Origin of the sequence: Aeromonas sp. DSM 116730, from assembly GCF_046581335.1 — a bacterium.
Lineage (GTDB): Bacteria > Pseudomonadota > Gammaproteobacteria > Enterobacterales > Aeromonadaceae > Aeromonas > Aeromonas rivipollensis.
Genome location: NZ_CP144265.1, coordinates 585,712 through 603,370 on the forward strand (window position 1 = coordinate 585,712; position 17,659 = coordinate 603,370).

The 17,659-nt window shown below is 62.8% G+C and carries 17 protein-coding genes; 10 read left to right on the forward strand and 7 right to left on the reverse strand.

The window, feature by feature from the left end; all coding sequences use genetic code 11:
• Nucleotides 1-12: 12 nt before the first annotated feature.
• Complete coding sequence (locus Aeroheme_RS02870) at nt 13-957, forward strand: inorganic triphosphatase (protein ID WP_411166652.1); 945 nt, start codon at nt 13-15, stop codon at nt 955-957.
• An 80-nt stretch (nt 958-1,037) separates the two neighbouring features.
• Here the strand turns inward: Aeroheme_RS02870 and Aeroheme_RS02875 are convergent, their stop codons facing one another.
• The 7 genes from Aeroheme_RS02875 to hslR all read right to left on the reverse strand — a co-directional run bounded on the left by Aeroheme_RS02875 (nt 1,038) and on the right by hslR (nt 8,141).
• Nucleotides 1,038-1,508, reverse strand: coding sequence for a glycine zipper 2TM domain-containing protein (locus Aeroheme_RS02875; protein WP_106885736.1), 471 nt, complete (start codon nt 1,506-1,508; stop codon nt 1,038-1,040).
• 131 nt (nt 1,509-1,639) lie between these two features.
• Nucleotides 1,640-2,092, reverse strand: coding sequence for a GNAT family N-acetyltransferase (locus Aeroheme_RS02880; protein WP_289985470.1), 453 nt, complete (start codon nt 2,090-2,092; stop codon nt 1,640-1,642).
• Between the two features lie 210 nt (nt 2,093-2,302).
• On the reverse strand, nt 2,303-4,105 hold the full coding sequence (locus Aeroheme_RS02885) for an aminopeptidase P family protein (protein WP_411166653.1): 1,803 nt from the start codon (nt 4,103-4,105) through the stop codon (nt 2,303-2,305).
• 33 nt (nt 4,106-4,138) lie between these two features.
• Nucleotides 4,139-4,804 carry a GntR family transcriptional regulator gene (locus Aeroheme_RS02890; protein ID WP_411166654.1) on the reverse strand — a complete coding sequence of 222 codons (666 nt, stop codon included), beginning with the start codon at nt 4,802-4,804 and terminating at the stop codon, nt 4,139-4,141.
• A 173-nt stretch (nt 4,805-4,977) separates the two neighbouring features.
• The gene (gene pckA, locus Aeroheme_RS02895) at nt 4,978-6,603 is read right to left on the reverse strand and encodes a phosphoenolpyruvate carboxykinase (ATP) (RefSeq protein WP_163147135.1); all 1,626 of its coding nucleotides are present in this window, start codon (nt 6,601-6,603) and stop codon (nt 4,978-4,980) included.
• Nucleotides 6,604-6,752: 149 nt separating this feature from the next.
• Nucleotides 6,753-7,637: an Hsp33 family molecular chaperone HslO gene (gene hslO, locus Aeroheme_RS02900; RefSeq protein ID WP_162520149.1), complete on the reverse strand. Its 885-nt coding sequence runs from the start codon at nt 7,635-7,637 to the stop codon at nt 6,753-6,755.
• Between the two features lie 105 nt (nt 7,638-7,742).
• Entirely contained in the window at nt 7,743-8,141 is a 399-nt protein-coding gene (gene hslR, locus Aeroheme_RS02905; protein ID WP_106885742.1) for a ribosome-associated heat shock protein Hsp15, read from the reverse strand.
• 217 nt (nt 8,142-8,358) lie between these two features.
• Here hslR and exeC point away from each other — a divergent pair, with 217 nt between their 5' ends.
• The 9 genes from exeC to exeK all read left to right on the forward strand — a co-directional run bounded on the left by exeC (nt 8,359) and on the right by exeK (nt 17,606).
• Nucleotides 8,359-9,210, forward strand: coding sequence for a GspC family type II secretion system variant ExeC (exeC, locus tag Aeroheme_RS02910; protein WP_326490439.1), 852 nt, complete (start codon nt 8,359-8,361; stop codon nt 9,208-9,210).
• A gap of 21 nt (nt 9,211-9,231) precedes the next feature.
• Nucleotides 9,232-11,289, forward strand: coding sequence for a GspD family T2SS secretin variant ExeD (exeD, locus tag Aeroheme_RS02915; protein ID WP_168235855.1), 2,058 nt, complete (start codon nt 9,232-9,234; stop codon nt 11,287-11,289).
• Nucleotides 11,289-12,794, forward strand: coding sequence for a GspE family T2SS ATPase variant ExeE (exeE, locus tag Aeroheme_RS02920; RefSeq protein WP_025328344.1), 1,506 nt, complete (start codon nt 11,289-11,291; stop codon nt 12,792-12,794). Before exeD ends, exeE begins: the two co-directional genes overlap by 1 nt.
• A 1-nt stretch (nt 12,795) precedes the next feature.
• Nucleotides 12,796-14,016: a GspF family T2SS innner membrane protein variant ExeF gene (exeF, locus tag Aeroheme_RS02925; protein WP_106885746.1), complete on the forward strand. Its 1,221-nt coding sequence runs from the start codon at nt 12,796-12,798 to the stop codon at nt 14,014-14,016.
• Nucleotides 14,017-14,255: 239 nt separating this feature from the next.
• Nucleotides 14,256-14,687, forward strand: coding sequence for a GspG family T2SS major pseudopilin variant ExeG (gene exeG / locus Aeroheme_RS02930; protein ID WP_106885747.1), 432 nt, complete (start codon nt 14,256-14,258; stop codon nt 14,685-14,687).
• A 35-nt stretch (nt 14,688-14,722) separates the two neighbouring features.
• On the forward strand, nt 14,723-15,274 hold the full coding sequence (gene exeH, locus Aeroheme_RS02935; protein WP_393937944.1) for a GspH family T2SS minor pseudopilin variant ExeH: 552 nt from the start codon (nt 14,723-14,725) through the stop codon (nt 15,272-15,274).
• Nucleotides 15,275-15,309: 35 nt separating this feature from the next.
• Nucleotides 15,310-15,690 carry a GspI family T2SS minor pseudopilin variant ExeI gene (gene exeI, locus Aeroheme_RS02940; RefSeq protein WP_276309246.1) on the forward strand — a complete coding sequence of 127 codons (381 nt, stop codon included), beginning with the start codon at nt 15,310-15,312 and terminating at the stop codon, nt 15,688-15,690.
• Nucleotides 15,691-15,761: 71 nt separating this feature from the next.
• On the forward strand, nt 15,762-16,406 hold the full coding sequence (gene exeJ / locus Aeroheme_RS02945) for a GspJ family T2SS minor pseudopilin variant ExeJ (RefSeq protein ID WP_393938092.1): 645 nt from the start codon (nt 15,762-15,764) through the stop codon (nt 16,404-16,406).
• A 189-nt stretch (nt 16,407-16,595) separates the two neighbouring features.
• Nucleotides 16,596-17,606 carry a GspK family T2SS minor pseudopilin variant ExeK gene (gene exeK, locus Aeroheme_RS02950; protein ID WP_106885750.1) on the forward strand — a complete coding sequence of 337 codons (1,011 nt, stop codon included), beginning with the start codon at nt 16,596-16,598 and terminating at the stop codon, nt 17,604-17,606.
• The last annotated feature ends 53 nt before the right edge of the window (nt 17,607-17,659 follow it).

Consider the following 17,659-nt stretch of genomic DNA (forward strand, 5'->3'; position numbering starts at 1 on the left):
CCCGGAATGACTATGCAAACTGAGATCGAGATAAAGTTTTTCGTCACCAGCAATATTCAAGAATCTCTCTCCAACTTTCTGAATTCACTTGAAATTATCTCCTCTGAGCAGGTCAGGCTCGGCAATGTCTATTTCGATACGCCCAAGCTGGATTTACGCTGGCTCGACATGGGATTGCGGATCCGCCGCAGCGATCATTTTTCCGAGCAGACGATTAAATGCCGTGGCCAGGTGGTTGGCGGGCTGCACGCCAGACCCGAATACAATGCCCCGGTGAGCGGGGATCTGCCGACCCTGTCCGCCTTCCCTGATGGCATCTGGCCGAGTCTGGCCGTGCGCGACGAGATCCAGTCCAGTCTGGTGGCCCAGTTCAGCACCGACTTCCTGCGCCGTCACTGGCTCATCGCCTTCGAGGGGGCCCAGATAGAGCTGGCCTGGGATCGGGGGGAGATTGTTGGCACCCTGGGGCGCACCGAGATCGACGAGCTTGAGCTGGAGCTCAAGTCAGGCGACGCCCGCGCCCTGTTCGGGCTGGCCGCGCGGTTGGCGGAGCTGGGGGGCGTCCGGTTGGGGGCCCAATCCAAGGCGCAGCGGGGCTATCGGCTGGCGGGGCTCGGCAAGCCCCTGACGGCGCAACCCTTGCCGGATGTCGGCGGGCTAGATGGCAAGGCTTGCATCACGCTCGGCCTGCAGCTCTGGCAGCATCACGAGCAGCTCTGGCTGGAGTGCGGGGACGAGGAGCGGCCGCTGGCACTGCAAGGGATGCTGCAGGGTTGTGAGCTGGTGGCCGAGGCCGCCGAGAACCTGGCGCAGACCCCTGCCTGGTTGCCCGCACTTAGGGTGCAGCAGCGCTTGCTGGCAGGGGCGGGGGAAGAACGGCTTTCGGCCCTGCTGCACGGCGCCGATCTCGTGGGCCTGCAACTGGCCATAGCGGCCTGGTTGCACCTGGATTCTTGAGGGTTCAGGTTTGCACTGAATGCAAAAAAGGTGAGCCCAGGCTCACCTTTTTGTTTGCTGATGGAAAGTGCCCGTCGGGCTCAGTTCACCACGGCCACGTTGATGCTGCCATTGCCCTGGGTCATGCGGACCCGGGCGCCGGGCACGAAGGTGGGGCTGGCCTTTTGCACCACGACGATGGATTCACCGCTCTCTTTCTTGATCTCGAGCTCGACGCCATCGACCTGGTTGAGCTTGTCACCGGCAGCCTTGCCTGCGGCGGCACCTGCTATGGCACCCCCGGCGGCGGCGATGTCGCTGCCGCGACCGCCGCCTATGGTACTGCCGAGCAGGCCACCGACCACGGCGCCGCCTATGGTGCCGATCAGGGAGTTCTCATCGGCCTGGATCTTCACCGGACGGGTGGAGATGATGGTGCCGTAGCTGACGGTCTGGACCTGCTTGGCGCGATCCTTGGTGTAGACATCGCCGGAGTAGACATCGCTGTTGGCACAGCCGGTGATGGCGGTGGTGGCGGCCAGCAGGGTGACGAGAGCGATACGTTTCAACATGATGGGCCTCCTGGGCGGGCATCGGGTTAATCGGTTTGATGCAATCCACTCTACGCCAACCGGATTGTGCATTAAACCCGCAAAGTGTAACCAATTATGTGACCTGAACGGCGGTCAGCCCACGAAACGGGTCAGGTCAGGGCCTTTTCCAGCAGCAGGCGATCCTCCCCGGGGCCGAAATAGCCGGACTCCTCGGCCAGCAGGGCGTAGCCGAGGCGCAAGTAGAGGCGCTGGGCCGGATTGGCCGGATCCACGGTCAGCCTGACTCGCGCCACCTGCAGCTCCGCCAGTGCCTGCTCCACTCGCAGCATCATGCGCTCGGCCAGGCCAAAGCCGCGGGCCTCGGGCCGCACCGCCAGAGAGAGCAGCCAGCCCTGCGACCGATCCTGACCCAGGCCCCCCAGGGCATAACCCAGCAGCCTGCCCTCCAGCTCCGCCACGACCAGCAGGGCGGGCCACAGATCCATGGCCTGACGGAAGAAGAAGGCGGGGTAGACATCCTCCCCGAAGACGTCGGCGTCTATCTGCCAGATGGCGTGCATGTCGGCGTGGGTGGCAATGCGCAAAACGGGGGACGGCTGCATCTGGGCTCCTGTGGTGGCGGCTGCCGGGGGGCAGTCAAAAGAGGGCACAGGGTAGTGGGCCCGTCAGGCTGATGCAAGCGGGTCTGGTTCGGAGGGCGGGCAGGGGAGATGAACAGATCGCGGCGCCCGGTAAGGGATATCGGCTGCTCTGAGGGCAAAAAAACAGGGCCCGCAGGCCCTGTTTCACCGGACAACCTCGGTTGTCTGCGATCAGATGAGGCGGGTCGCCTGCTCCAGCCAGGCGAGATCCTCGCCGTCCAGCAGCGGGCTCAGGCGGCGGTAGACCTCGGCATGGTAGTCGTTGATCCAGCGGAACTCGGCCTGGCTCAGCAGGCTGCGATCGATGAGGCGGGTATCGAACGGAACATAGGTCAGCCGTTCGAAGCCCAGCATCGCCAGCTCGCCCACCTGCTCCAGCTCGGTCACCACCACCAGGTTCTCGCAGCGGATGCCGAAGCCGTTTTCCCGGTAGTACCCCGGCTCGTTGGAGAGCACCATGCCCGGTTGCAGGGCCACCAGGCTGCCTTTGGGGGCGATGCGCTGCGGGCCTTCGTGCACGCTGAGGAAGTGGCCGACCCCGTGGCCTGTGCCATGGTCGTAGTTGTAACCGGCCTGCCACAGGGGCATGCGGGCCAGCACGTCGAGCTGGATGCCGGCGGTGCCACGGGGGAAGCGGGCCTGATCCAGCGCGATATGGCCCTGCAGCACCCGGGTGAACATGGCCTTGTGCTCGTCGGTGACTTCACCGACCTTGACGGTACGGGTGATGTCGGTGGTGCCGTCCAGATACTGGGCGCCGGAGTCCACCAGGTAGATGCTGTCCTGACCGAAGGGGCGCGGGGTGCCGTTGGTGTGACGGTAGTGGCACATGGCGGCGTTGGGGCCCAGCGCCGATATGGTGTCAAAGCTCGGCTCGACGTAGTGATCCTGCTCGCGGCGGAAGGCTTCCAGGCGATCGGCCAGGGTGCCCTCATCCATATCCTGATAGTCACCGGAGGCGATAAGGCGATCCAGCCAGGCCAGGAAACGGGTAACGGCGACGCCGTCGCGCAGATGGGCGCGCTGCATGCCGGCCAGCTCCACGGCGTTCTTGCACGCCTTGGGCAGCATGGTCGGATCCTGCCCTGCCACCAGGATGGCGCCCGCCTCTTCCATGGTGAGCTGGGTCCAGGCGTTGGCGGTGTTGGGGTCGGCCAGCACCTTCTGCTGATCCTCGCCGATGCGCTGCAGCACGTCACCCAGCTTGTCGATGGGGTAGACGGAGACATCCTGCCCCACGTGACGGGTGAAGGCGATGCAGTCGATCTTGTCGGTGTCGACGAAGAAATCCATGCTGGTGTTGGCGTAGAGCACCGCAAAGCCCAGCACCACCGGCAGCCGCTCCACGTCGCGGCCGCGCAGGTTGAGCAGCCAGTTGATGGGCTCTGCCTGGGTCAGCAGCACGGCATCCAGCCCGCGCTTGCGCAGATCTGCCGCCAGCAGCTCGCGCTTGGCCTGGCTGGACTGGCCCGCCAGCTCCTCGCTGTAGAGGATGACAGGGGTCTTGGTCGGGGCGGGGCGATCGCTCCAGTGCAGATCGATGGGGTTCTCTTCGACCCGAACCAGCGCTATGCCACGTTCGCTCAGTAGCGCCTTGGCACTCTGGTACCAGGCGAGGCTGTGCAGGCGGGGATCGAAGCCGACCCGGGCGCCGGACGGTAGCTGCTCTGCCAGCCACTGGACGTGGGGATCTTCGTTCAGGTGAAGAAACTCAAACAGCTCGGCCGGTGCCTGCATGCGGGCCTGCACCGTATAACGACCGTCGACGAACAGGGCCGCCCGCTGCGCCAGTATGATGGCGAGGCCGGCGGAGCCGTTGAAACCCGTGATCCAGTCCAGACGTTCGGCATAGGCGGGAATGTACTCCCCCAGGTGCTCGTCGTCGTGGGGAACGATGAAGGCGTCCAGTTCCAACGTGGCCAGAGTGGCCCTGACCTGGGCGACGCGGGTTTCAATAATCTCGAAATGATTCATGTCGTTATTGCCAGATTGTGATGATGTGAGTGTTCACTGATTGTGGCCGCTTGCCAGGATCTGTCGGATCGACTGGCCTGCCGCCTCGATATGTTGCTTGAGCAGGACCACGGCCTCGTGCTTGCGGCGGGCGCGGCACAGCTCCAGCAGGTGGGCGTGTTCGCGCTCGGCCTTGTCCACGCCGCCCTGGGCGAACAGCAGTTCGAAGCGCACGTAGCGATCGCAGCTCAGATTGATCTGGGCGATGAGATCCAGTGCCTGGGGACGATTGGCGGCCTGATAGAGGGTGGCGTGAAAACGGTGGTTCAACTCGGCCCAGTGCTCGATCTGGGTGCCGGACTCCAGCGCCAGATCAAACTGGGCCAGGATGGCTTGCGCCTTGGCGAAGGTCTCCTCCGTCATCAGGTCGACGGCGTGGAACAGGGTATCGGCTTCCAGCAGCGCCCGCAAATAAAAGAGCTCCTCGATGGCCGAGGCGTCCAGCATGGTGACCACGGCGCCGCGATGGGCCTCGAACTTCACCAGCCCCTGCGCCTCCAGCTGCATCAGCGCCTCCCGCACCGGAATGCGGCTCACCGCCAGCTCCTTGGCGATGGCGTCCTGGCGCAAGGGGGCGCCGGCGGGAAACTCCCCACGCAATATCCGGCCGCGGAGGTTCTCCATCACCATCTGGGTTCGGGTCTTGTAGGGTAGGGTCATGCTTGAGTCACGGGCAGGTTGCAAAATTGTATATTGTATAAAGTTTGGCTGAATCTAACGCGCAACCGTCGGCAAGGCAAGGCATGGCAGGGGCCAAAGGTCGGGTATTGGTCAAAAAAATACCGGCCAGCAGGGCTGACCGGTATGGGGTTGTCACCTGGACGGGGCGCAGCTTACAGCTGCGGGCCCGCAGCGACCAGGCGTTTGCCTTCGTCGTTGTCGGTGAAGCGCTCGAAGTTCTTGATGAAGCGCTGGGCCAGATCCTGGGCCTTGGCGTCCCACTCGGCCTGGTTGGCATAGGTGTCGCGCGGGTCGAGAATGGCCGGGTTCACATCGTGCAGCTCGGTCGGCACTTCCAGGTTGAAGATAGGCAGCACCTTGGTCGGCGCCTGCTCGATGGAACCATCCAGGATGGCATCTATGATGGCGCGGGTGTCCTTGATGGAGATGCGCTTGCCGGTGCCGTTCCAGCCGGTGTTGACCAGGTAGGCTTCGGCCCCTGAGGCTTCCATCCGCTTCACCAGCTCCTGACCGTACTTGGTCGGGTGCAGGCTGAGGAAGGCGGCGCCGAAGCAGGAGGAGAAGGTCGGCGTCGGCTCTGTGATGCCGCGCTCGGTACCGGCTAGCTTGGCGGTGAAGCCGGACAGGAAGTGGTACTTGGTCTGCTCCTTGGTCAGCTTGGCGACCGGAGGCAGCACCCCGAAGGCGTCGGCGGTCAGGAAGATCACCTTGTTGGCGTGACCCGCCTTGGAGACCGGCTTGACGATGTTCTCGATGTGATAGATGGGGTAGGAGACGCGGGTGTTCTCGGTCTTGGAGCCATCATCGAAGTCTATGGTGCCGTCGGCGGCGACCGTCACGTTCTCCAGCAGGGCGTCGCGACGGATGGCGTTGTAGATATCCGGCTCGGCCTCTTTGGAGAGCTTGATGGTCTTGGCGTAGCAGCCCCCTTCGAAGTTGAACACGCCGTGGTCGTCCCAGCCGTGCTCGTCGTCACCGATGAGCTGGCGCTTGGGATCGGTGGAGAGGGTAGTCTTGCCGGTACCGGAGAGGCCGAAGAAGATGGCCACGTCCCCATCCTTGCCCACGTTGGCGGAGCAGTGCATGGAGGCGATGCCGCGCAGGGGCAGGAAGTAGTTCATCATGGAGAACATGCCCTTCTTCATCTCGCCACCGTACCAGGTGCCACCGATGAGCTGCATCTTCTCTGTCATGTTGAAGGCGACGAAGTTCTCGGAGTTGAGACCCTGCTCCTTCCAGTTCGGGTTGGTGCACTTGGCACCGTTCATCACCACGAAGTCCGGCTTGAAGGTCTTGAGCTCTTCCTCGCTCGGGCGGATGAACATGTTCTTCACGAAGTGCGCCTGCCAGGCCACTTCTGTGATGATGCGCACCGCCAGGCGGGTGTCCGGGTTGGCGCCGCAGTAACCATCCACCACGAACAGGCGCTTGCCGGAGAGCTGTTTGGTCACCAGGGATTTCAGATCTGACCACACTTCCGGGGTGATTGCCTTGTTATCGTTCTTGCCCTGGTCAGACCACCACACAGTATCCTGGGTGGTGCCGTCCTTGACGATATATTTATCTTTCGGGGAACGACCGGTGAAGATGCCGGTGTTGACATTGACGGCGCCGAGTTCGGTAACGACGCCACGTTCGAATCCTTCCAGGTCTGGGCGGGTCTCTTCTGCGAAAAGCTGCTCATAGGAGGGGTTGCGAACGATTTCCTGGCTGTTTTTGATACCGTACTGGTCCAGTTTCAGTTGTTGTGCCAGGGCGGGTTCTACCACGATAGTCATTATGTTCTCCTGGGTTCAGAGGTGTGTAGGGTTCTATCTGGCGTCCATACTACTACCTAGGTGGTAGTTTTTAGCGATCGCCATCAAACTTTATAAAATAGGGTATTTTTTTGTTATTTAAGTTAAAGGCGGGTTTTGCCCGCCTTTATTTAGTGTAACTTGTTTGCATCATTACCGGGAGCCCCGCTGAACAGGGTTTCGATGTCTATTCCATCAAATTGGTAGTGAGCGCCGCAGTAATCGCAGTGCATGTCGATCTTGCCGAGCTCCTGCACCATGGCCACAGCTTCCTCTTTCTCTATCTGCAGCAGAGCCCCTTCGCAGCGAGCGCGGGAGCAGGTGCAGCGGAACTCGATCGCCTGGGGATCGAACACCCGTACCTTGTCTTGATGGTAGAGGCGGTAGAGGATCTCTTCGGCCTCCAGACCGAACAACTCTTCATCCTTGATGGTGCTGGTGAGCTGGATCAGGTGGTCGAAGTCGGCGCCGTGATCCTCGCTCCGGGCGGGCAGCTCCTGCAGCAGTATGCCGGCAGCGCGGGGCTGGCCCTGGTGATGGCCGGTACGGATCCAGAGCCGGGTGGCGAGTTGCTCGGACTGGGCGAAGTACTGCTCGAGGCAGGTCGCCAGGGTGTCGGCCTCGAGGGCTATGATGCCCTGATAGCGCTCGCCCTCTTCAGGGGTGATGGTGATCACCAGCTGGCCGTTGCCTACCAGGCTCTGCAGCTTGTCGTCGGTCGGCAGCTCCCCTTCATAGCGGGCCACGCCGCGCAGTTGCTGGTTGTGATCGCCGTTGATCACCGCCAGACGCACCGGACCGTCCCCTTGCAGCTGCACAGTGATGGAGCCTTCGAACTTGAGGGTGGCGGTCAGCAGGCTGGTGGCGACCAGCAGTTCACCCAGCAGTTTCTGTACCTGGACCGGGTAGTTCTGGGCATCGACGATGTGACGATAGGTACTATCCAGTTGGACCAGCTCCCCCCGGACTTCGTACTCTTCGAACAGATAGCGATACAGGAGATCTTGGTTACTCATCATGCTTTCCTAGGGTTTTCTGGGGGAAAAGATAAATACATTGTTAAACAGGTGGTTAGGAACTAATTCCCGCTCCTGTCGTCATAAAGGGGCCACAAGGGCGAGTCAGTATTGCTTGACCTTGATCAGCTGGCGTCGCTCCTGCTTGTCGGGGCGGCGCTCCGGGCTTGGGGCGAACTGGCTGTTGAAGCGCCTCGCCTCGCTGTTCTGGGCCCGTTTCTTCAGGCTCTCCTCGGTCTCTTCATAGAGCTGCTGGGCCAGGGGGGCGGCCTTGCGCTGCTCGCTCACCTCGAGCACCCGCACCTCCCGTTCGTCCTGGCCCTGCCAGAAACGGACGAGGGCGCCGACCTCGACGGCCTTGCCCGGTTTGCTGCGCTGGCCGTTGTAGTGCACCTTGCCGCCGTCGATCTGATCCCGCGCCAGGCTGCGGGTCTTGTAGAAGCGTGCCGCCCACAGCCACTTGTCGAGGCGGACCTGAGTGCTGTTTTGTGCTGGATTCGACATGGATCGGCTCCGGGATGGCTGAAAAGGGAGCCTGATTATACCAGAGGCAGGGCCCGGGATAGAAACAGGGGGAGGCGGGGTGTGACGGAATCTGAATTTTCACAGCTTGATCCCATCCGGTCGGTTGTCTCTGGGTCCATTGCCGTACACAATAGCCAACCGATTTGGATGCCAGAATATTTTGATAAAGATGACGCTACCGTTCAGGGATGACTTGTTGAGCTCCCTTCTGGCTCGTTGCAAGTCAGTGCCACTCTCCCGTTTCAGCCAGCCTCTGTTCTGGCTGCTGCTGCTGTTGCTGGCCCAGCAGTGCGCCGTGCTCACCTGGCGTCTGTTCGATCTCACCCAATCCCCCCGGCCGCTGCCCTGGCAGCCTGCGGTCACTCCGGGCCAGGGCACCGGACCTGCCCGCCTCGATCTTGGCAACCTCAGCCGTCTCTCCCTGTTTGGCAAGGCGCCGCAGCCCAAGGGCGACAAGGTGGCAGATGCCGTCGCAGCCGATGCCCCCAAGACCCAGCTCAATGCCCAGCTCAACGGGGTGCTGGCCAGTACAGAACCCAGCAAGTCCATCGCCATCATCGCCCACAACGGCCTGCAGAACTCCTATGGCATAGGGGATTACATCGACGGCACCCAGGCCAGGATCCGTCAGGTGTTTGCCGACAGGGTCATCATAGCCCGGGACGGCCGTGACGAGACCCTGATGCTGGATGGGGAAGAGTACGGCAAGCCGCTGCCCAAGGTGACGCGACAGGGGGCCGAGCTCTCTTCCGTTCGCAGCGAATTGATGAGCAATCCTGGCAAGATCACCGATTATCTCAATATTTCTCCGGTCCGGGTGGATGGTCGCATGGTCGGCTATCGCCTCAATCCGGGCAGCAATCCTGAAGTGTTCAATCAACTCGGACTGGTCGCCAACGATCTGGCGGTCAGCATCAATGGTCTGGATCTGCGGGACAACGCACAGGCCATGCAGGCGATGCAGCAAGTGGCGGGCGCCACGGAAATGACCGTCACCGTCGAGCGGCAAGGACAGCTCTACGACGTCTATGTCGGCTTGTCAGAATAATGAATTGGAGTAGCACCAAGAATGATAAATAAAGGGAAGGGCTGGCGTCTGGCCACTGTGGCGGCAGCCTTGATGATGGCTGGCTCTGCCTGGGCCACCGAGTATTCCGCCAGTTTCAAGAATGCCGACATCGAAGAGTTCATCAACACGGTCGGCAAGAACCTGAACAAGACCATCATCATAGAGCCCTCGGTGCGCGGCAAGATCAACGTCCGCAGTTACGATCTGCTCAATGAGGATCAGTACTACCAGTTCTTCCTGAGCGTGCTCGACGTCTATGGCTTTGCCGTGGTGCCCATGAACAACGGCGTGCTCAAGGTGGTGCGCTCCAAGGATGCCAAGACCTCGGCCATCCCTGTGGTGGATGACAGCAACCCCGGCGTGGGTGACGAGATGGTGACCCGGGTGGTGCCGGTGCGCAACGTCTCGGTACGGGAACTGGCGCCCCTGCTGCGCCAGCTCAACGACAACGCCGGTGGCGGCAACGTGGTGCATTACGAGCCCTCCAACGTGCTGCTCATCACAGGCCGCGCGGCCGTGGTGAATCGTCTGGTCGAGGTGGTGCGCCGAGTCGACAAGGCGGGTGATCAGGATATGGACGTCATCAAGCTGAAATTCGCCTCCGCCGGCGAGATGGTGCGACTGGTGACCAACCTCAACAAGGATGGCAGCAATCAGGGGACCAACGCCTCCCTGCTGCTCTCCCCCAAGGTGGTGGCCGACGAGCGTACCAACTCAGTGGTGATCAGCGGTGAACCCAAGGCCCGTGCCCGCATCATCCAGATGGTGCGCCAGCTCGACCGGGATCTGCAGAGCCAGGGTAACACCCGGGTCTTCTACCTCAAATATGGCAAGGCCAAGGATCTGGTGGACGTGCTCAAGGGGGTCAGCTCCAGCATAGCGGCCGACAAGAAGGGCGGCGCGGCCACCACAGCCACCGGTGGTGGCGCCAGCATAGGCGGCGGCCAGCTCGCCATCTCCGCCGACGAGACCACCAATGCCCTGGTGATCACCGCCCAGCCGGACGTCATGGCCGAGCTGGAGCAGGTCATCGCCAAGCTCGACATTCGCCGCGCCCAGGTGCTGGTGGAGGCGATCATCGTCGAAATCCAGGATGGCGATGGCCTCAACCTCGGGGTGCAGTGGGGCAACGCCAACGGCGGCGGCACCCAGTTTACCAATACCGGTCTGCCCATAGGGCCGGCCATCATCGCGGGCAAGGATTACAAGGACAACGGCAACACCGACGGGCTCGAGAACCTGCTCGGTGATTTCAGCGGCATGGCGGCCGGTTTCTACAAGGGGGATTGGGCCATGCTGGTGACGGCGCTCTCCACCAACACCAAGAACGACATCCTCTCGACCCCGAGCATAGTCACCATGGACAACAAGGAAGCCTCCTTCAACGTCGGCCAGGAAGTGCCGGTGCAGAGCGGCTCCCAGAGCTCCACCACCAGCGACCAGGTGTTCAACACCATAGAGCGCAAGACGGTGGGCACCAAGCTGGTGGTGACGCCCCAGATCAACGAAGGGGATTCTGTGCTGCTCAACATAGAGCAGGAAGTCTCCAGCGTGGCCCAGACCCAGGCGACGGGTACCGCCAACCTGGGCCCCACCTTCGATACCCGTACCGTCAAGAACGCCGTGCTGGTCAAGAGCGGCGAAACCGTGGTGCTGGGCGGCCTGATGGACGAGCAGACCAAGGAGCAGATCTCCAAGGTGCCAATATTGGGGGATATCCCCGTGCTGGGCTACCTGTTCCGCTCCACCTCCAACACTACGGCCAAGCGCAACCTGATGGTCTTTATCCGGCCAACCATATTGCGCGATGCCAACGTCTATTCCGGGGTCTCCAGCAACAAGTACACCCTGTTCAGGGCCGAACAGTTGAACCTGGCGGCCGAGGAGGGCTATGCCACCTCGCCCCCCCGCCAGGTGCTGCCGGCTTATGGTCAGGATGTGATGCTCTCCCCCGAGGTGCAAAAGCAGATTGACCTGATGAGGGCCCAGCAGCAGTCCACCGCCACCGGGGCCAAAACCCAGGTGCAGGGGCAACCCTTCGTGCAGGGTCAACCCTGATGGCGAGCTACTCACTGGACGGGGTCGCGCAACCGGCGGCACTGCCCGAGCTGCCGTTTGCCTTCGCCCGTAACTTCGGGGTGATCCTGACCGAACGCCAGGGCGCCCCCGTGCTGCTCTGCCGTCAGGGGGTGACACCGCAGACCCTGCTGGAGGTGCGCCGGGTAGCGGGCTGCGCCTTCGCGGTGGAGCAGTTGGGTCATGACGAGTTCGAGACGCTCTTGATGGCCCACTATCAGCGCGACTCCTCCGAGGCGCGCCAGCTGATGGAGGATCTCGGCAACGAGATGGATTTCTTCGCCCTGGCCGAAGAGCTGCCCCAGAGCGAGGATCTGCTGGACGCCGACGACGACGCCCCCATCATCCGCCTCATCAACGCCATGCTGAGCGAGGCGATCAAGGAAGAGGCGTCCGACATCCACATCGAGACCTTCGAGCGGGCCCTGGTCATTCGCTTCCGTATCGATGGTGTGCTGCGGGAGATACTGCGCCCCCATCGCAAGCTCGCCTCTTTGCTGGTGTCGCGCATCAAGGTCATGTCCCGCATGGACATAGCCGAGAAGCGGGTGCCCCAGGATGGCCGCATCTCACTGCGCATCGGCGGCCGCGCCGTCGACGTGCGGGTCTCCACCATGCCGTCCAGCTACGGCGAGCGGGTGGTGCTGCGACTGCTGGACAAGAACAACGTGCGCCTCGAGCTCAAGCAGCTCGGCATGACGCTGGCCAATCGCAACATCATCAGCGAGCTCATCCGCAAGCCCCACGGCATCATATTGGTGACGGGCCCGACCGGTTCGGGCAAGTCCACCACCCTCTATGCGGCGCTCTCCGAGATCAACTCCCGGGATCGCAACATTCTCACGGTGGAAGATCCCATCGAATATGACCTGGAAGGGGTCGGCCAGACCCAGGTCAACACCAAGGTGGACATGACCTTCGCCCGGGGCCTGCGCGCCATACTGCGCCAGGATCCGGATGTGGTGATGGTGGGGGAAATCCGTGACCTCGAAACCGCCCAGATCGCGGTGCAGGCATCGCTCACCGGCCACCTGGTGATGTCGACCCTGCACACCAACACCGCCATCGGCGCCATCACCCGGATGCGGGACATGGGGATAGAGCCCTTCCTGCTCTCCTCATCCTTGCTGGCGGTGCTGGCCCAACGGCTGGTGCGCACCCTCTGCCCGGATTGCCGTGCCCCGCATCCCATCTCGGAGCAGGAGCGGATCGCCATGGGCATAGAGCTGGCGCCGGATCAACAGATGTGGCGCCCGGTGGGCTGCGAGCAGTGCAACCACACCGGCTATCGCGGCCGGACCGGCATCCACGAGCTGGTGGTGATCGACGAGGCGGTGCGCGAGGCGATTCACAGTGCCAGCGGCGAGCTGGCCATAGAGCGCCTGATCCGGGGCCATACCCCCAGCATACGCCGCGACGGCATCGACAAGGTGCTCCAGGGGCAGACCAGCCTCGAAGAGGTGCTGCGCGTGACCCGGGAAGACTAAGATGGCTGCGTTCGAATACAAGGCCCTCGACCCCAGAGGCAGACAGAAGTCCGGGGTGATGGAGGGGGACTCCGCCCGTCAGGTGCGCCAGCTGCTGCGCGAGCAGGGGCTGACCCCCCTCGAGGTGAACGAGACCACCGAGAAGGCGAAGCGGGAGGCCAATCGCTTCGTGCTGTTTCGCCGTGGCGCCTCCACCTCGGAGCTGGCCCTCATCACCCGTCAGCTGGCGACCCTGGTGGGCGCAGGGCTGACCATAGAAGAGGCGCTGCGGGCAGTGGCCGAGCAGTGCGAGAAGGCCCACCTGCGCAGCCTGGTGGCCACGGTACGCAGCAAGGTGGTGGAAGGTTACTCACTGGCCGATTCGCTGGGGGCCTTCCCCCATGTGTTCGATCAGCTGTTTCGCTCCATGGTGGCGGCCGGTGAGAAGTCCGGTCACCTGGAGAAAGTGCTCAACCGCCTCGCCGACTACACCGAACAGCGCCAGCACATGCGCACCAAGCTGCTGCAGGCGATGATCTACCCCATAGTCCTCACCCTGGTGGCCGTGGGCGTCATCTCCATACTGCTCACCGCAGTGGTGCCCAAGGTGGTTGCCCAGTTCGAACACATGGGCCAGCAACTGCCCGCCACCACCCGCTTCCTCATCGGTACCAGCGAGCTGATGCAGCACTACGGCCTCTGGTTCCTGGTGCTGCTCGGCATCGGTGGCCTGGTCTGGCGCTGGTGGCTCACGGACGCCGGACGGCGCCGCCACTGGCATCAGGTGGTGCTGCGCCTGCCGGTCATCGGCCGGGTCAGCCGCGGCCTCAACACCGCCCGCTTCGCCCGCACCTTAAGCATCCTCAACGCCAGCGCGGTGCCGCTGCTGGAGGGGATGAAGATCTCGGGGGAGGTGCTCTCCAACGACTTTGCCCGCCACCGCATCGGCGAGGCGACCGAGCGGGTGCGGGAGGGGACCAGCCTGCGCAAGGCGCTGGATGAAACCAAGATTTTCCCGCCCATGATGCTGCACATGATCGCCTCCGGCGAGCAGAGCGGCGAGCTCGACAGCATGCTGGAGCGGGCGGCGGACAACCAGGACAGGGAGTTCGAAACCCAGGTGAATATCGCCCTCGGGGTGTTCGAGCCCATGCTGGTGGTCTCCATGGCCGGGGTGGTGCTCTTTATCGTAATGTCGATCCTGCAGCCGATCCTCGAACTCAACAATATGGTGAATCTATGATGCTGGCCGCAGGTGCCGTGAGCCGGTCGATCCTGCAGTCAACTCACTCGAACTGAACAACATGGTCAATTTGTGAGTGAGGTTCGGACGTCCGAATACGCTTCGTTATTCGAACCTGCAAATTCAATCGACCTCGTAGGTTCGATTAGCCCAGTGGCGGCGTAATCGGACGATCGCGGTCCAACAATATGGTCAATCTCTGATGGCCTGCGCCATCTCATTTCGTTAGGGAGTAAGTCATGCAAAAGCGTCGTCAATCCGGTTTCACCCTGCTGGAAGTCATGGTGGTCATCGTGATCCTGGGGATCCTGGCCAGTCTGGTGGTGCCCAATCTGATGGGCAACAAGGAGAAGGCGGATCAGCAGAAAGCCGTCTCCGACATAGTGGCGCTGGAAAACGCCCTCGACATGTACAAGCTGGACAACAACCGCTACCCGACCACAGAGCAGGGGCTGGATGCCCTGGTCAACAAGCCGACCGCGTCGCCTGAGCCGCGCAGCTACCGGGAAGGGGGCTACATCAAGCGCCTGCCGCAGGATCCCTGGGGCAACCAGTACCAGCTGCTGAGCCCGGGCCAGTTCGGCAAGCTCGACATCTTCAGCATGGGGCTGGACGGCGAAGCCGGGACGGATGACGACATAGGCAACTGGAACCTGAAGGATTTCCAATAAGTGTCTGAGCGCCCGCTGAACCGGATCCTGTGCCCATGAGGCGCCATCGTCAGGCGGGCTTCACCCTGCTGGAGGTCTTGCTGGTCGCCATGTTGATGGGGCTGGTGGCCACCGCCGTCGTCCTCAGCATGGGGGGCGCCAGGGGGGACAGGGAGCTGGACAAGCAGGCGCGTCGTCTCATGGCGACCCTGCAACAGGCGCAGGAGTATTCGGTGATGGATGGCCGGCTGCTGGGATTGAGAGTCGAGGAGAGCGGCTGGCAGTTTATGTCCCGCAACCCCAAGGATCGCAAGTGGCAGGCACTGACCGGCGACAAGCTGCTGGGGCCGGTGCAACTGCCGGAGGGGATCACCCTGGCCGTCGAGCTGGAGGGGTTCAGCTGGCGCACCGAATCGGACGAGAAGAGCGAACAGGGCCGCGACGAGAAGGAGCGCACGCCCCAGATCTTCATCTTTCCGGGGGGCGAGCTCACCCCCTTCGTGCTGACCCTGAGCCAGCAGGACGAGGATCTGAGCTACCTGCGCACCCTCAAGGGGGACGAGTTCGGTCGCCTCTCCCTGTTGCAAGACGAAGAGGAAGAAGAGTGACGGGCACCAGCGCAGGCGGCGAGGGAGTTCGCAGCATCGCCCCGGCGGGCGGGCCCGCCAGGGCGCGCGGCATGACGCTGCTGGAGGTCATGGTGGCGCTGGCGGTATTTGCCATCGCCGGCCTTGCGGTGATGAAGACCGCCAGCGAGCACCTCTCCGGCCTCAACTACCTGGAGCAGAAGACTCTGGCGACCTGGGTGGTGGAAAACCAGCTGGTGCAGCAGAAGCTCGAGGGCAAGTGGCCGGGAGACAGCTGGGTGGAAGGGGATGAGGAGATGGCCGGGCAGACCTGGTACTGGCGCTATCGTGGCGTCGCCACCAGCGACAACAACTTCAAGGCCCTGGACGTGGAGGTGCGCACCGCGCCCAAGGCAGAGAGCCCTGTGGCCATGATGCGGACCTATATCAGCCGATGATCCCGAGCAACACTCGCCTTTCCCGCCATAGTGGCTTTACCCTGCTTGAGATGTTGCTGCGGCCATCGCCCATGTCGGTGACCTCAGGCCGACGCTCTGTCCGCCAGGCCGGCTTTACCCTGCTTGAGATGCTGGTGGCCATTGCCATCTTCGCCAGCCTCAGCATGGGGGCCTATCAGGTGCTGCAGGGGGTGCTCACCAGCGACGAGGTGGCCAAGCGCAAGGAGGTTCGCCTCTCCGAGCTGCAGCTCGCCTTCAGCCTGCTGGAGCGGGACATCACCCAGATGGTGCCGCGCAGCGGCCGTATCGACGGCGAGAACAACAAGGTGCTGCTGGCGGCCTCCCGCTTCGGCCAGCAGAGCGATGACTGGGGCATGGCCTTCATCCGTGGCGGCTGGCTCAATCCGGACGGCATGCTGCCGCGCTCCGGCTTGCAGCGGGTGGGCTGGCGACTCAAGGAGCAGACCCTGGAGCGGCTCAGCTACCTCTATCCGGATCCCGCGATCGGCACAGAGCCGCGTATTCAGCCCGTGCTGACCGGGGTGACGGCCTTGCGGCTCTATTTCTACGACAAGGGCATGTGGAAGGAGGAGTGGACCCAGCGCGACCTGCTGCCCTATGGGCTGGCGGTGGAGCTGGATCTGGCGGATTACGGCACCATTCGTCGTCAGTTCCTGATCGGAGCCGGCGGCCAGAGGGCGGACAATGGCAATTAAGCGTCATTTTTCTCCGGCCATCATGGGGGATAACGGTACCCTTAGTCGTCGTCAGTTCCTGATCGGGGCCGGCGGTCAGAGGGCGACAAATGAAAACTGATCAGTGTTTCCCTCTATTCGTCACAACGGATAACGGTACCCTTGGTCGTCGCCAGTTCCTGATCGAGGCCGGCGGCCAGCGAGCTGACAATGGCAGCTAGGCGTCGCTCCCGCCCCGGCCGGCAAGGGGGCATGGCCCTGCTGGTGGTGCTGCTCATTCTGTCGGTGATGGTGATCATCGCCAGCAACATGAGCGGCCGGTTGCAGCTGGAGCTGCGCCGGACCAGCAACCTCACGGCTGGCAAGCAGGCCTGGTGGTATGCCATGTCGGCGGAGGCGCTGGTGATCAAGGTGCTCAACCAGGACTTCAAGGATGACCCCGATGTGGTCAACCTGGGTCAGAACTGGGCACGGCAGGATGCGGTCTTCCCGGTGGATGACGGCACCCTGTCCGGGCGGGTGCGGGATCTGCAATCCTGTTTCAACCTCAACAGCCTGAGCCTGGCCCTGAAAGAAGGGGAGAGCGGCGATGACCTCGATGCCCAGCCCTATCAGTTCAAGGCGTTCCGGGCGCTGCTCGAGGCGCTGGAGGTGGATGAGTACGAGGCGGTGCAGCTCACCGACGCCATCCGCGACTGGACCGACAAGAATACCCAGCTGGTCTCGAGCAACGGGGCCGAGGATGCCTATTACGAGGGGCTCAATCCCCCCTATCTGGTGGCGAACCAGTGGTTGCTGGGCACGGACGAATTGCGGGCCGTGCGCGGGGTGAGCAGCGAGCTCTACGCCCGTCTCGCCCCCTATGTGTGCACCCTGCCAAACGACAAGCTGGTGGTGAACATCAACACCATCAAGCCGGAGCAGGCGGCCCTGCTGGTGGGGCTCTACCAGGGCAAGATAGGGCTGGACGACGCCAAGCGGGTGCTGACCAACCGCCCCAAGAAGGGGTGGAAGGAGAAGAAGGAGATGACGGATGAGCTGTCGATACAACCGGGCAGCATCACTGGGCTGGACGGTGCGCTGGACATCAAGAGCAGCTTCTTCGAGGCTCGTTTGCTGGCCGAGGTGGGTGATGTGCGGGCCCGGCTGGAGACTGTCTTCCAGCGCGGCAAGGACAACAAGCTGGTGATGCTGCGCCGTCTGAACGACGGTGCCGAATAACAGGGAGATGGCAGGCCTCTGGCCCCCTCTGTCCCGCCCCTTATATCTGGACT

Bases quoted from the DNA above. Each gene is read 5' to 3' on its own strand.
- Aeroheme_RS02870 (WP_411166652.1), top strand. From the start codon at position 13: ATGCAAACTGAGATCGAGATAAAGTTTTTCGTCACCAGCAATATTCAA.
- Aeroheme_RS02875 (WP_106885736.1), bottom strand. From the start codon at position 1,508: ATGTTGAAACGTATCGCTCTCGTCACCCTGCTGGCCGCCACCACCGCC.
- Aeroheme_RS02880 (WP_289985470.1), bottom strand. From the start codon at position 2,092: ATGCAGCCGTCCCCCGTTTTGCGCATTGCCACCCACGCCGACATGCAC.
- Aeroheme_RS02885 (WP_411166653.1), bottom strand. From the start codon at position 4,105: ATGAATCATTTCGAGATTATTGAAACCCGCGTCGCCCAGGTCAGGGCC.
- Aeroheme_RS02890 (WP_411166654.1), bottom strand. From the start codon at position 4,804: ATGACCCTACCCTACAAGACCCGAACCCAGATGGTGATGGAGAACCTC.
- pckA (WP_163147135.1), bottom strand. From the start codon at position 6,603: ATGACTATCGTGGTAGAACCCGCCCTGGCACAACAACTGAAACTGGAC.
- hslO (WP_162520149.1), bottom strand. From the start codon at position 7,637: ATGAGTAACCAAGATCTCCTGTATCGCTATCTGTTCGAAGAGTACGAA.
- hslR (WP_106885742.1), bottom strand. From the start codon at position 8,141: ATGTCGAATCCAGCACAAAACAGCACTCAGGTCCGCCTCGACAAGTGG.
- exeD (WP_168235855.1), top strand. From the start codon at position 9,232: ATGATAAATAAAGGGAAGGGCTGGCGTCTGGCCACTGTGGCGGCAGCC.
- exeE (WP_025328344.1), top strand. From the start codon at position 11,289: ATGGCGAGCTACTCACTGGACGGGGTCGCGCAACCGGCGGCACTGCCC.
- exeF (WP_106885746.1), top strand. From the start codon at position 12,796: ATGGCTGCGTTCGAATACAAGGCCCTCGACCCCAGAGGCAGACAGAAG.
- exeG (WP_106885747.1), top strand. From the start codon at position 14,256: ATGCAAAAGCGTCGTCAATCCGGTTTCACCCTGCTGGAAGTCATGGTG.
- exeH (WP_393937944.1), top strand. From the start codon at position 14,723: ATGAGGCGCCATCGTCAGGCGGGCTTCACCCTGCTGGAGGTCTTGCTG.
- exeJ (WP_393938092.1), top strand. From the start codon at position 15,762: ATGTCGGTGACCTCAGGCCGACGCTCTGTCCGCCAGGCCGGCTTTACC.
- exeK (WP_106885750.1), top strand. From the start codon at position 16,596: ATGGCAGCTAGGCGTCGCTCCCGCCCCGGCCGGCAAGGGGGCATGGCC.